This window comes from Lysobacter sp. TAB13 (assembly GCF_052113885.1).
Classification (GTDB): Bacteria; Pseudomonadota; Gammaproteobacteria; order Xanthomonadales; family Xanthomonadaceae; genus Lysobacter; species Lysobacter gummosus.
The window spans coordinates 1-12654 of record NZ_JBFRDR010000001.1 but is presented as its reverse complement, the minus strand read 5'-3'; the positions used below and the strand labels follow the sequence as shown (position 1 = coordinate 12654).

Sequence of the window (12654 nt, the reverse complement as noted above, 5' to 3'; positions counted from 1 at the left end):
TTCGAGCAACTGCGTTCGCCGCTTTCGCCGGCACGGTCTATCGTCGGCCATGAAAAAGGGGCGATCGCCGAAGCGACCGCCCCGTTGTGGATCGATACGCGGATCGGTCAGCGCTGGCCGGTCAGGAACAGCCACGAACCATCGTTGCCCGTCTGCTGCAACGCCGTGGCGATATGCGCGCTGAAGTTCTGGAAGCTGCCGGCGCCGTCGAGCACATGCGCTTCGGTCCGGCCCGAGCCGCCCTGGCGGGCGATGGCGTACAAGTCCAGGGTGCCGTCGCCGTTGTAGTCGCCCAGATCGAAGCTCCAGCCCAGATCGCTGCCGGTCTGGTGCAAGCCCGTCGCCAAGTGGGCGATGAAACTCTGGTAATTATCGGCGCCGTTGAGCACATGCACCTCGGTCTTGCCCGACGCGCCCTGTTTCGAGAACGCGTACAGGTCGAGCACGCCGTCGCGGTTGTAATCGGCGACATCGAAGGCCCAGTCGTTGCCGGCGCCGGTCTGCGACAGCGCGGTCGCGGTGTGGGCGAGGAAGGTCTGGAAGCCGTCGGCGCCGTTGAGCACGTGGACCTCGGTCTTGCCCGAAGCGCCCTGGCGGGCGATGGCGTACAAGTCCAGCGTGCCGTCGCGGTTGTAGTCGCCGACGTTGAACAGCCAGCCGGCATCGTTGCCGCTCTGGCTCAGGCCGGTGGCGATGTGGCTGAGGAAGCTCTGATACCCGTCGGCGCCGTTGAGCACGTGCACTTCGGTCTTGCCCGAGGCGCCTTGCTTGGCGATCGAGTAAAGATCCTTGACGCCGTCGCCGTTGTAATCGCCCAGATCGAAGATCCACGACTGATCCACGCCGGTCTGGCTTAGAGTGGTGGCGGTGTGGGAGAGGAAGGATTGATACCCGTCGGCGCCGTTGAGCGCATGCACCTCGGTCTTGGACGATGCGCCCTGCTTGTAGATCGTGTACAGCGTGGGCGCCTGCGGCGACACCGCATTGACCGCGGCAGCGGCGTTGACGATGCCCGCGCCGCAACCGCCCGCGCACGTGCCCGGCAAGGCGCGAGCGGTCGATTTCAGGATCGATTCGACTTCCGCCGGCGTCTTGTTGGCGCGGCTGAGGATCAGCGCGGCCACGCCGGCGACGTGCGGCGCCGCCATCGAAGTGCCCTGGTACCAGCCGTAGTTGCCGCCGCCGACGGTGGACAGCACGCCTTCGCCGGCCACCGCGGTTTCGCCGCCGGGCGCGGTCACGTCGATGCCGGCGCCGTAGTTGGAGTAGTACGCGCGATTGCCGCCGATGTCGTTGGCCGCGATCGCGACCACGTTGGCGCAATTGGCCGGGCGGAAACCGGACACGTCCGAGTTGCTGTTGCCGGCCGCGATCGCCAGCACCGTGCCGCGCGAAACCGCGGTGTTGATGGCGTTTTGATACACCGCGTCGCAAGCGCCGCCACCGCCGAGGCTGAGGTTGATGACCTTGGCCGGATTGGCATTGGCCGGCACGCCGGGCACCGCCGCGCCCGAAGCCCAGACGATGGCGTCGGCGATATCGGACAGGCTGCCGTAGCCGCCGTTGCCGAGCACGCGCAGCGGCGAAACCTTGGCGCCGAACGCGACGCCGGCCACGCCGACGCCGTTGTTGGTCGTCGCCGCGATGGTGCCGGCGACGTGCGTGCCGTGCTGGACGTTGGACGAATCGGTCGGGTCCGCGTCGCGGCCGTTGCCGTCGCCCGAGCCGCCGTTGCCGGCGCTGGTGGAGCTGACGAAATCGTAGCCGGCGACGAGGTTGGCGTTGAGATCGGCGTGGCCGAGGATGCCGCTGTCGATCACCGCGACCGTCACGCCGCTGCCGTTGGCGATGTCCCAGGCAGGCGGCAGGTTGAGGCCGCCGGTGGCTTGGTAGTAATGCCATTGCTGCGGGTACAACGGATCGTTGGGCGTGAACAACGCATGCATCTGCGCGTCGGCCTGCACCGATTCGATATTGGGATCGGCGGCGAGGCGGCGGATCAGCGCCTCGGCGGCGACGCTGTCGAGTTCGCGATCGCTGCGAATCACGTCGTAGCCGATCGCCATGCGCCGCTTGTGGCTCAGGTTCACCGCGCGGCCCTGGAGCTTGCCGAACGCGCCGGCGATGCCGTCGAGCCCGCGCTTGCGCGCGAGCGCGTCGCTGCGTTCGGCCGCGCCGTCCTTGTATTTGACGATGAACTGATTGAAGTTCGCGCCCGGCGTGACGCCGGTCAGATTGGCCTGGCCGGCGGCGGCCGGCAGACACACGAGCAACGACAAGGCCGCGCCGGTGGCGAGCGCAAGCGCGTTCAGAGGTACGGAACGATGGTCGGACATGGGTGATCCCTCGTGCATGGACTGAGAATTCCCGCGGGGCGCGGGCAGCCATTCGAAGGCGGCAGGCGAGTGTGGCAATCCCTTGCGCGTCTCGAATCCTGGAGGCGACGTGATCCGTGTCGCCTTGATGGTTCAAGTCTAGATTCGCCCGGTCGCAACGGCAGTGACGCAGGTGGCGAATCCATGTCGGCGAGGCGTCGCGCGGTTCATCGATATAAATTCAACGCGCGGCGCGCTGTTTCGAGTTCGCAAAGCGTGAGCGCGCGGGACTGTCGCAACCGCATCATCCAGCGATGGCGACGCAGCGCTCGCTCAATGTGTGAGCGAGGTTGACGAACGGCTGTGCGCGCAAACACCGCGCACGTTCACAACGGCAACGCGTAACTCTGCTTGACGATCTGGCTGGGCAGATCGGTCTTCACGTTCTGGATGCCGTTGGCGCGGGTCAGATGACGGGTCTGGAATTGCCGGTAACCATCCAGGTCTTCGACCACCACGCGCAGCAGCGCGTCGCTTTCGCCGAGCATGATGTAGCACTCCATCACCTGCGGCAGCCGCTTCATCGCCTCGATGAAATGCTCGATGGTGTCGGCGTCCTGCGCGGTCAGCCAGACGCGGGTGAACAAGGTCATGCCGATGCCGACCTTGGCCGCGTTGAGCACGGCGACATAGCGCTCGATCACGCCGGCTTCTTCCAGCAGCCGCACCCGCCGCAGGCAGGGCGAGGGCGACAGTCCGACTTCCTGCGCCAGCTCGGTGTTCTGCTGGCGGCCGTCGCGTTGCAGGGCGCGCAGGATGCGCCGGTCGATCTCGTCCAGCTGGGTTGGCATCGGATTATCCCCAAAGATAATAGATTGGCACTAAATGCCAATTTATCAGTATCTGGCGCAATATTCGCAACCCGATTGCGGGCCTTGCCGCGTACGCTATCGGCATGGAACCGACCCCGCTGCTGCTGTTCGCCGTCACCGTGCTCCCGCTGATCTGCACGCCGGGGCCGGACATGCTGTTCATCGCCTCGCAGGCCCTCAACGGCGACGCGGCCGCGGGCCTGCGCGCCACCGCCGGGGTCTGCACCGGTTATGCGGTGCATTCGCTGTTGGTGGCGCTGGGACTGGCGGCGATCATCGCCGCCTCGCCATGGTTGTTCGAAGCGCTGCGCTGGATCGGCGTGGCGTATCTGGCCTACCTGGCCGTGCGCCTGATCCGTTCGGCGATGAAAACGGGTTCCCTCGGCCTGCAAGCGGCCGGGCGCGGCGGCCAGTTCCGCCGCGGCTTGCTGACCGCGGTGCTCAATCCCAAGGGCATGATGATCTACTTCGCGATCCTGCCGCAGTTCATGCGCGCCGACGAACCCGCCGCGGCGCAGGCGATGGCGCTGTCGGCGATCTTCATCGCGTTGTGCGCGCTGGTCTACGCCGGCTTGAGTGTGTTGCTGGGATTGCGCCGCGGCCGCGGCGGCGGTTTCAGCGATCGCCGGCGTCGCTGGGTGGAAGGCGTATCCGGCGGCATGGTGGCCATCGCCGCGCTCGTATTGGCCCGCGATTGACGCGGCGCAATCGCGCTGAAGGCAGAGTTTCGCCGCTGCGAGCCATTGGATGTGCACAGACATTCAACAGCGCATCCCGATGCGCGCATTCCTTGAAAACTAGGGTTGTCCCCAGCTGTGTGCTGTGACACCCATCGGCTGAAATGTCGCCAGCCGGACCTCCCCAGCTCACTTCTCCCAACAATTCGAGGCAACGCATGACGACTTTGAATGGCCCGTCTTACTCGGGCCCGCAATTGGGCGCGCTGGTCAACACCAAGTCCGAGATCGAAACCGGGCAGGTCGCAACGCCGGCGGGCATGAAACCCATCGTGGTGCAGCCGGGCGACAACCTCACCCAGATCGCCGCCGCCAACGGCGTGTCGCTGGAGCAGTTGCTCGCGGCCAATCCGCAGTTCAGTCAGGACCCGGCGTCGAACCCGGGCACGCGCAATCCCGATCTGGTGTATCCGGGCGAAGTGGTGTTCGCGCCGGGCCCGGAATCCAAGGCCACCGCCACCGCGGCGGCGAACTACGAAGCCGCGCTGGCCGACGACAAGACGCCCAACACCAGCCGCCAGGACGCGCAGGACAAGGCCGAGGCCACCACATCGACGCGGCACGAATTCAGCGAAGCGGTGCAGGCCGAGATCGAGAGCAGCGCGGCCTTCACCGGCAACAGTCGCGAAGCCTATGGCAAGGCAGCGGTCGCCCTCGGCGAGCAGATCGCCCAGCGCTACGAGGCGCAAGGCAAACCGGAACTGGCGAAGGTCGCGCGCGAAGCGGCGCAGGAGCGTTCCAACGAGATCAACAACGAATTCTGAGCGCACCGCGCGAGGCAAACGGCAAACGGCGCGCTCATGGCGCGCCGTTTGTTTTCGGGGACGCAGCGCCGGCCGCCCGCGACGGCGGCCGGCGCGTTTTCATGCGATCAATGCTCCAGCACGCTCACGCTGGTGACGTACTGCGAGTCGGCGGTCCACGGTGAAGGATTGCCGACGCTCAGGCCGACCTGCAACGTCTTGCCGGTGATGTCGCCCAGATCGAAATAACGCATCGGCACCAGCGCGCCCGGGCACCAGCTCCTGGGATTGGTGGTGTTGTTGTTGCGGAAGATCCCCGGATTGCCGCGCGGGCTGAATTGCTCGTAGTTGGCGCAGTCGATCTTGGTGCTGAAGGTGGCGATCTGCGCGCCGTTGAGTTTCACCGCGATATTGGTGTTGGTGTACTCCTGGCCGCCGGAGGCCGCGCCGTAGCCGGCGATGCTGACCGCGAGGGTCGCGATGCCCAGGTTGGCGGTGTGCGCGGTGGTCGCTGTGGCGATGGCATCGTCCTTTTCAGATGAACGCGACAGCAGGCCGATCACGTCCGGATCGCTGCCCGGGGTGAGCGTCTTGGTCGAGACCAGCGCCAGCGAATACTTGAAGCCGACCTCGGCGATCGCCGGATCGGTCACGCCGTGCTGTTCGCAGGCATCGCCGCCGTACTGCGGATTGGAGCCGCCGCTGATGCCGACCCAGATGTCGCGATCGGGATTGGCCAGCGCCGCGGCATACGGGTCCATCGGCGCGTCGGGATACACCCGGGTCGCTTTCGCGCCTTGCCACATGTCGCTGAAGGGCGAGATGAAATCGGTGAAGGTCACCCGCGGCGTATCCACCGTCGGCTCCACACCCTTGGCCGTGCTGATGAAGAACGCCGAAGCGAAGCGATCGTAGGGATCGCATTGGGCGTGATAGGTGATGCGCAGGGCGACGTCGTCGCCGATCTTGGCTTTCTCCGCGTCGCTGAGCTTGCGCGCGAACTCGGTGCCGCGCTTCCACATCAGCACGCCGGCCGGCGGGGTGTAGGTGGTCGGCTCGGTGCTGCGGTAGATGCCGAATTGCGGCACCTGATCCAGCACCTGCACAAGCTTCTCCGTCGCCGGCGGCGCGTCGTTGACTTCGAATTCGTAAATGCGCGCCGCGCTGTCGCTGGTCTGGGTCGGGGTGGTGATGTTGAGGCGGACGTAGCGCGCGCTGATCGCCGCGACAGTGTGGGTGCTGACGTTGGCGGTGTTGTTGCTGACGGTGACCGCGGTGCTCCAGGCGCTGCCGTTGGCCGAGGTCTGGATGTTGAAGTTCTTGCTGTTGAACGACGCCGGCTCGCCGCCGGCGCCGGCATGCTTGATCGTGAAGGCGGAGATCGATTTGCTCGAACCCAGATCGACCTGCAGCCATTTGCTGCTGGCCGACGAGCAGAACTTGTCGCTGTTGCCGCCGCCGGTGCTGCCGTTGAAGGCCTTGGCCGGGCCTTCATTGGCGTTGCACGAGGCCGAGCCCGTGGCGGGTTTGTTCAAGGCCAGATTGGCGGCGCTGGCGGCATCGACGACGCCCAGGCACAGCAGCAGCGCGCTCGCGGCTTGCAGGCGTTTGGATGGAGTAAGACGGTGGCTCGGTTTCATGCAAGGTCCTTTTCACTTGGAAGGAATGGCCGGCGGATGGATCGGGTGCCGTGTCTTCCGGCGCGGCGGGGCGGCGAAGAAGGCGCGTATTCAGCGACTTAGATCGATCCAAACAGCAGATTAAGCAGAGCCAGGGCAGGCCGATGCGGCCGCTCGGCGTTCGCGGACGCGAATTCGGAGCATTGGTTCGCAGTTCTCGCTCCGCGTTGTCGCGGGCGGCTTGCGGGCGGCAGGGAAGGTGCGACCTGACCTCGTAGCATGCTCAACAGCCTGGGCAGCGACTACGGCGGCGAATTGCTCAGCAATATGGGCGATGTCGCGCACAAGGTGCTCGACAGCGTCGATGGCGATCTGAGCAAGCTCAACGGCGCGCCCTTCAACAGCCAGTTGCAACAGCCGTGCTGAAATATGGGCGCGGCAGAATGGGGTGACCTTACCGCCCAGGTAAGCCGCGTGCATGCCGTGGCCTGGACCCGTCGCACGGCGTCGGTGCCCAGGTCCGGCCCACGCCGATGGATTGTCCGGTTCCGCACACACGCACCGGGATGGCGGTGTCGTTCGGCCGTCGCGCAGCGATGCATAGAAAGGCTATAACGGGTACTTCTATCCCGATCAGTCGCCGGCCGGCGATCCAGCGACGCGATGCGCATATTTGCTCTGTCCGATGTCCATGTCGATCACGACGACAACGCCAAGTGGCTGCGCGGCCTGTCCGCCGCGGACTATCGGGGCGATCTGCTGATCCTGGCCGGCGACATCACCCATCGCCGGCCGCTGCTGGCGTGGTGCCTGAGCGAATTCGCGCAGCGCTTCGCCCAGGTTTTGTTCGTCCCGGGCAATCACGATTTGTGGGTGATGGGCGAGGCGCCGGGCAAGACTTCGTTGCAGAAGTTCGACGAAGTGGTCGCCACCGCCGCCGACTGCGGCGTGTCGATGCGTCCGTACCTGGCCAACGGGACACTGATCGCGCCGCTGCTGGGGTGGTACGACTATTCCTTCGGCGAACCCGGCGAAGACCTGCTGCAGCGCTGGAGCGACTTCTATGCCTGCCGCTGGCCGCCCGGGTTCGATCCGGCGAACGTCGCCGCGCATTTCGCCGCGATGAACTTGAGCGAAGCGCCGGCCGGCGTCGATCGCGTGATGACGTTCTCGCACTTCCTGCCCAGGCTCGATCTGGTGCCGTCATATGTGCCGGCCCACCATCGCATCCTCGATCCGGTGCTGGGCAGCACGCGGCTGGACGCGCAGCTGCGCCGGCTCGGATCGGTGGCGCACGTCTACGGCCACAGCCACATCAATCGCAAGGTCCGCATCGATGGCGTGGAGTACTTCAACAACGCCTTCGGCTATCCGCACGAAGATATGATCACCGCCAAGCAACTGGTCTGCATAGGAACGTTGTGAGCTCGTGGGCATGCGCGTGAGGACGAGGCGGTGCCGCAGCCGACCTGTGGCCGGCGTTGCCGGTGATCCGGTCCAGGACGCGCGTTGCGTCAAGTCGAGACGGCCGACCCCGTGCACGCGGCCCGCAACGTCGCCATGTTTTTCAAGTCCTGCCCATACGGCGTCAGCGCCGGATGCACCGTCGATGCGCTGCCGGCGGGCAGGGCGTACTTGGCAAAGGTCGCCATGGTGCCGGACGGGCCGACATCGATATAGCGATGCGGCCCCTGGCTTTCCAACTGCGCGATGGTGTCGCGCAGGCGGATCGGCCGGCGCACCGCGCGCCAGAAGAAATCGTCCGGCAGGTCCGTCAGCACCGCCGCCTGTTCGCAGCACACCAGCGGCAGGTGCCCGCGGCCGCGCGGAACCGAATGCATGAACGCCTCGAACGTGGCCTGCGCCGGATCGATCCAGCGCGAATGGAAAGCGAACGACACCGCCAGACGCTGATGAGCGAGGCCGCGCGCACGCAGTTGTTCTTCGATCTCGTCCAGCCGGGCCTGCGGCGCGGCGAGGGCGAAATGGGTGGCGAAGTTGTCCGCCGCCAGTTCGGCGTGGCCGCGCAGCCAGTCCTGCTCGAACAGCTCGCGTCCGGTCAGGACCGCGATCATGCCGCCGCGCTGGCAGGTCTCTTCCAGGGCGATCGCCTGCTGCACGACCGCGGCCAGGGCGTCTTCGACACCAAGATGGCCGGCCACCGCGGCGGCGGCGAAGGAACCCAGGCTCGCGCCCAGCACCAGGTCGGGCTCGATGCCGTCGCGGATCAGGCACTGCGCGAGCGAGTATTCGAGGATGAAGATCGCCGGATGGGTCTTGAGCGTGCGATCGAAGCTGTCGGTGCGCGGCGATGCATACACCGCATCGATCACCGGCGTTCCGGCCATTTCCCGCGCCAGCTTGTCCAGGCGAATCATCCAGTGACGAAAAACTTCACTGGTTTCGAATAACTGTTTGCCCATCTGGAAATATTGCGACCCCTGCCCGGAAAACATGAATACCGTCTTGGCCGTCATTAATCTGTCCTGGATGCGGGCGGTGGCGAGCGCAGCAGGATAACCGTTGCCGATGGCCGCTACGAGGGCGGATGCAAGGGCAAGTCCCTTTAATCAGGGGTATCTGTGCGTATGCCGTGCTGCTCTGATGCCCGGGATTACTGTGACACGGCAGCACAAATCATTTTGTGATTCGGCTGATTTTGCGGGTGCCGGCCAGGACAGGGCGCGCGCCGGGTCGATTCCGGCACGGCCACGAAATTCGCCGCGGGTCGCGCGTGGTGTGTTCGGTGCCGGCACCGCTGCATCTGTTCCAAGGCGGCCTTGTTCGGCGCGGTGGTGAATTGGATGGCTGATCGCGTCACACCGATGCCTCACTTTTGTTGCGACCCGGCGCGCTCCTTCGTCGAGCAATCGCGCAAGCTGGTGCGCGGCTCGCAGCGATCGCGTGGATGCCGTCGTATCGACAGGTATGCAGGTTCTGTCGGTTCTTGTCGTAGAAATGTAACTCGCGGGCGCCGCCGCGCGAGGCAGCGGCATCGCCGCCGTCGCGCGGCGCTGTCACGACCAGACACAAACTCATTGAAGCGTATGCTCCATCCGGAGCAATGCCGACGCGCACGTCTCCGGCGATCATCTGCCGCGCGTTCTTGTTGCTGAACGACAGGCGGCGCTGCGCCGGAAACCGGTGTTTTCCCGGGTATTTCTTCCATTTGTCGCCCGGCGATGCCGGTGCCGATAGCTTGCGGCTGTCGGCCAGCTGTCGCTTCTCGCAATGAAGTGATCATTGTCATCGCGACCATGTGCGCATGGGTAAATCGCGATGCGCGCACATCGATGACGCATGTGTCGTAACCGCTGCGACAGCGCTCGGCTCGCGCGATGAAGATGCGAAAGTTCGCGCGCGACCTCACTTGGGTAGTCTTGCATGGTGCGTGTGCGTGCGATCACGCCTCGAAGAATCGATGTGTCATGCCGCCTTCGATTCTTGAAGTCTTTCACAACGCTGTCGTTGCGACTCATCGTATTCGCGAAGCGATCATCGCGTGATGCTTTCATCAACCTTTCAAGCAGCGATGCATCTAACGCGTTGTCATGTTCAATCACTACTTTGACAGCTATCACAGCAAAAACTGCAGCGGAAAGGCCAAACCAGAAAGGCATCACACAACATGTGATTCCATAACTTTATATTTAATTCCGTAGAGCGCGATGTACTGCATGGACAAACACCCAGCGGATGGGGAGACCGTTGCGACGGTCGCCGGCTTCTCGCGCAGCCGGAAATTCGGTTTCATCCCTCATCCCGAGCGTTAGATATTTATCTCGATTTCCGGGGCTTTTCCAGGCCTCCGGATGGTTTTATGCGCGCCGCGCATTCGCGCGGTTTCTTTCGGCATGATCAAATTTCGAACTCTCATGATTTATGTACAAGACAGTGTCATGTAGCGACATGCACCATTAGTGCCGGGCGCTGGCCGCCGCAATCACTAACCGATCGATAAATCCTTCCCGGGTTCGCGCCTGCACACCGAGTGCGCGCGCCTGACGGCGGAGTGTTGTCCGGATTTGCCAAAAGCCCGGTTTTTCAGGGGTTTTCGCACACGAAACGACTCGAAACTTGCAATCCATACCTTATTGCCACGGCGATGGCTGTACGGCGGGAGGTGCGGAGCCACTTAATGGAAAATCGATGAGAACGGACACCAACCGTCAGAAAGTTCTGGCCGACCCGATTGACCGGGATCAATCCCCTCGCGAGTATCCGTGCGCGCACGAGCTGTTCGAGAGGCAGGTCGAATTGGCTCCATCGAGTATCGCGATCCAGCACGACGGACGCGATCTGAGCTATGCCGAAGTGAACAGGCGCGCCAATCAGCTGGCGCGCCACCTTCGCGGGCTCGGTATCGATCCCGACGATCGCGTCGCCATCTGCATGCCGCGCTGCGCGGAAATGATTATCGCGATGCTCGCGGTGACCAAGGCCGGCGCGGCTTATCTGCCGCTGGACCCGGCCTATCCGCGCGAAAGACTGAACTACATGGTCGCCGACAGCGGCGCCAGGATCTTGCTCACCGTGCAGGCGCAGAACGATTTCGCGCCCATGCCGGCCGGGCCGATCGCCGTCGCGCTGGAACAGCCGCAGCGGCCGTGGGAGCAGTTGCCGTCGCACGATCTTGCGCGCGAGGAATCCGGCGCCGCGCATGAGCATCTGGCGTACGTGATCTACACCTCCGGCTCCACCGGTCAGCCCAAGGGCGTGATGGTGGAGCATCGCAATCTGCGTAACCTGATCGAGTGGCACTGCCAGGCGTTTCCACTGCAGCGCAACGAACGCAGTTCGTGCATGGCCGGTCTTGCTTTCGATGCCTGCGCGTGGGAAATCTGGCCGACCTTGTGCATGGGCGCCACGCTAGTGTTGGCGCCGGCCGCGCTGGCCGGCGATCCGATGGCCTTGCTGCAATGGTGGCAATCGCAGGATCTGCACAGCAGCTTTCTGGTCACCGCGTTCGCGGAGATGGCGATGGCACGCGCGCAGCCGGGCAAACCGCTGCGCCGTCTGCTGACCGGCGGCGATCGTCTGAGCCGTCTGCCCGGCAAGGATCTGCCGTATGAGCTGATCAACAATTACGGCCCGACCGAAACCACGGTGGTGGCGACCTCGGGCCGCGTGCGCGCCGACGACAAGGTGCTGCACATCGGACGTCCGATCGCTAACACTTCGATCTATCTGCTGGACGCGGACGGAGCGCAGGTGGCCGCAGGCGAAGCCGGTGAAATCCATATCGGCGGCGCCAGCGTGGCGCGCGGCTATCTCAATCGCCCCGAACTGACACGCGAGCGTTTCCTTGCCGATCCCTTCGCCGGCCGTGCTGGCGCGCGGATGTATCGCACCGGCGATCTCGGCCGCTGGTTGCCCGACGGCACGATCGAGTTTCTCGGCCGTAACGATCATCAGGTCAAGATCCGCGGCTTCCGCATCGAGCTGGGCGAGATCGAAGCGCAGCTGGCGAAGCTGCCCGGCGTCAGCGAAGCGGTGGTGCACGCGCGCGAAGACAGCCCGGGCGATAAGCGCCTGGTCGCGTATCTGGTCGGCGATGCGTTGCCGCAGACCGCGGGCCTGCGCGCCGCGCTGGCGCGCGAACTGCCCGACTACATGGTGCCCGCGGCTTATGTGACGCTAGAGCGCCTGCCGCTGACGCCGAACGGAAAACTCGACCGCCGCGCCTTGCCGGCGCCGGAAGGCGACGCCTACGCGCAGCGTGCGTATGAAGCGCCGCACGGCGCGGTGGAAACCGCGCTGGCGCAGATCTGGTCCGAGCTGCTGCAAGTCGAACAGGTCGGCCGTCAGGATCATTTCTTCGAACTCGGCGGCCACTCGCTGCTCGCGGTGCAGTTGATGGAGCGCATGCGCCATCAGCAGCTGTACGCGGATATCCGTACCTTGTTCGCGCAGCCGACCCTGTCGGCGCTGGCGCAGGCAGTGGAGCAGGCGCGGCAGCGCGACTGGCGCGAAGTGCCGGTGCCGGCCAACGGCATTGAGCCGGGCTGCACCGAACTGACCCCGCAAATGCTGCCGCTGGTGGCGTTGGATGCCGAGCAACTGGCCCGCATCGTCGATGCCGTGCCCGGCGGCGCGGCCAATATCCAGGACATCTATCCGCTGGCGCCGTTGCAGGAAGGCATCCTATTCCATCACTTGCTGCATCAGCAGGGCGATCCCTATCTGCTATCGACCACGCTCGCCTTCGACTCGCGCGAGCGCCTGGACGGCTTCGTGGAAGCGCTGCAGACGGTGATCGACCGTCACGACGTGCTGCGCACCGCGGTGCAGTGGGAAGGCCTGCCCGAACCGGTGCAGGTGGTCTGGCGCGAAGCGACGATCGAGGTGGAGACGCTGGTGCTGGACGG

The 12654-nt window shown here is 64.9% G+C and carries 11 protein-coding genes; 5 read left to right on the top strand and 6 right to left on the bottom strand.

The window, feature by feature from the left end; genetic code table 11:
• Positions 1-107: 107 nt before the first annotated feature.
• Positions 108-2336, bottom strand: a complete 2229-nt coding sequence (locus tag AB4Y92_RS00055; protein ID WP_441817781.1) for a S8 family serine peptidase — start codon at positions 2334-2336, stop codon at positions 108-110.
• A 365-nt stretch (positions 2337-2701) separates the two neighbouring features.
• The gene (locus AB4Y92_RS00050) at positions 2702-3166 is read right to left on the bottom strand and encodes an Lrp/AsnC family transcriptional regulator (protein ID WP_057942909.1); all 465 of its coding nucleotides are present in this window, start codon (positions 3164-3166) and stop codon (positions 2702-2704) included.
• A 104-nt stretch (positions 3167-3270) separates the two neighbouring features.
• Here AB4Y92_RS00050 and AB4Y92_RS00045 point away from each other — a divergent pair, with 104 nt between their 5' ends.
• Together AB4Y92_RS00045 and AB4Y92_RS00040 are read left to right on the top strand one after the other, a co-directional pair.
• Positions 3271-3885 carry a LysE family translocator gene (locus AB4Y92_RS00045; protein WP_441817780.1) on the top strand — a complete coding sequence of 205 codons (615 nt, stop codon included), beginning with the start codon at positions 3271-3273 and terminating at the stop codon, positions 3883-3885.
• A 197-nt stretch (positions 3886-4082) separates the two neighbouring features.
• Positions 4083-4688, top strand: coding sequence for a LysM peptidoglycan-binding domain-containing protein (locus AB4Y92_RS00040; RefSeq protein ID WP_441817779.1), 606 nt, complete (start codon positions 4083-4085; stop codon positions 4686-4688).
• Positions 4689-4795: 107 nt separating this feature from the next.
• Here the strand turns inward: AB4Y92_RS00040 and AB4Y92_RS00035 are convergent, their stop codons facing one another.
• On the bottom strand, positions 4796-6307 hold the full coding sequence (locus AB4Y92_RS00035; RefSeq protein WP_441817778.1) for a discoidin domain-containing protein: 1512 nt from the start codon (positions 6305-6307) through the stop codon (positions 4796-4798).
• Between the two features lie 258 nt (positions 6308-6565).
• On the opposite strand from AB4Y92_RS00035, the gene AB4Y92_RS00030 reads away from it, so the two are divergent.
• Positions 6566-6712: a hypothetical protein gene (locus AB4Y92_RS00030; protein ID WP_441817777.1), complete on the top strand. Its 147-nt coding sequence runs from the start codon at positions 6566-6568 to the stop codon at positions 6710-6712.
• 237 nt (positions 6713-6949) lie between these two features.
• Positions 6950-7711, top strand: coding sequence for a metallophosphoesterase family protein (locus tag AB4Y92_RS00025; protein ID WP_441817776.1), 762 nt, complete (start codon positions 6950-6952; stop codon positions 7709-7711).
• A gap of 89 nt (positions 7712-7800) precedes the next feature.
• Here AB4Y92_RS00025 and AB4Y92_RS00020 read toward each other — a convergent pair whose 3' ends face one another.
• The 3 genes from AB4Y92_RS00020 to AB4Y92_RS00010 form a co-directional block, all read right to left on the bottom strand.
• Positions 7801-8763, bottom strand: a complete 963-nt coding sequence (locus AB4Y92_RS00020) for an acyltransferase domain-containing protein (RefSeq protein ID WP_441817775.1) — start codon at positions 8761-8763, stop codon at positions 7801-7803.
• Between the two features lie 340 nt (positions 8764-9103).
• On the bottom strand, positions 9104-9379 hold the full coding sequence (locus AB4Y92_RS00015; protein ID WP_441817774.1) for a hypothetical protein: 276 nt from the start codon (positions 9377-9379) through the stop codon (positions 9104-9106).
• Entirely contained in the window at positions 9376-9909 is a 534-nt protein-coding gene (locus AB4Y92_RS00010) for a hypothetical protein (protein WP_441817773.1), read from the bottom strand. Before AB4Y92_RS00010 ends, AB4Y92_RS00015 begins: the two co-directional genes overlap by 4 nt.
• 526 nt (positions 9910-10435) lie before the next feature.
• Between AB4Y92_RS00010 and AB4Y92_RS00005 the strand changes: the two genes are divergently transcribed.
• Positions 10436-12654: non-ribosomal peptide synthetase (locus AB4Y92_RS00005; protein ID WP_441817772.1), on the top strand; the 2219-nt coding region annotated here is incomplete at its 3' end.

What these genes read in the sequence shown, in the direction of transcription:
- AB4Y92_RS00055 (WP_441817781.1), bottom strand. Translation starts at nt 2,336, where the DNA reads ATGTCCGACCATCGTTCCGTACCTCTGAACGCGCTTGCGCTCGCCACC.
- AB4Y92_RS00050 (WP_057942909.1), bottom strand. Translation starts at nt 3,166, where the DNA reads ATGCCAACCCAGCTGGACGAGATCGACCGGCGCATCCTGCGCGCCCTG.
- AB4Y92_RS00045 (WP_441817780.1), top strand. Translation starts at nt 3,271, where the DNA reads ATGGAACCGACCCCGCTGCTGCTGTTCGCCGTCACCGTGCTCCCGCTG.
- AB4Y92_RS00040 (WP_441817779.1), top strand. Translation starts at nt 4,083, where the DNA reads ATGACGACTTTGAATGGCCCGTCTTACTCGGGCCCGCAATTGGGCGCG.
- AB4Y92_RS00035 (WP_441817778.1), bottom strand. Translation starts at nt 6,307, where the DNA reads ATGAAACCGAGCCACCGTCTTACTCCATCCAAACGCCTGCAAGCCGCG.
- AB4Y92_RS00030 (WP_441817777.1), top strand. Translation starts at nt 6,566, where the DNA reads ATGCTCAACAGCCTGGGCAGCGACTACGGCGGCGAATTGCTCAGCAAT.
- AB4Y92_RS00025 (WP_441817776.1), top strand. Translation starts at nt 6,950, where the DNA reads ATGCGCATATTTGCTCTGTCCGATGTCCATGTCGATCACGACGACAAC.
- AB4Y92_RS00020 (WP_441817775.1), bottom strand. Translation starts at nt 8,763, where the DNA reads ATGACGGCCAAGACGGTATTCATGTTTTCCGGGCAGGGGTCGCAATAT.
- AB4Y92_RS00015 (WP_441817774.1), bottom strand. Translation starts at nt 9,379, where the DNA reads ATGATCGCCGGAGACGTGCGCGTCGGCATTGCTCCGGATGGAGCATAC.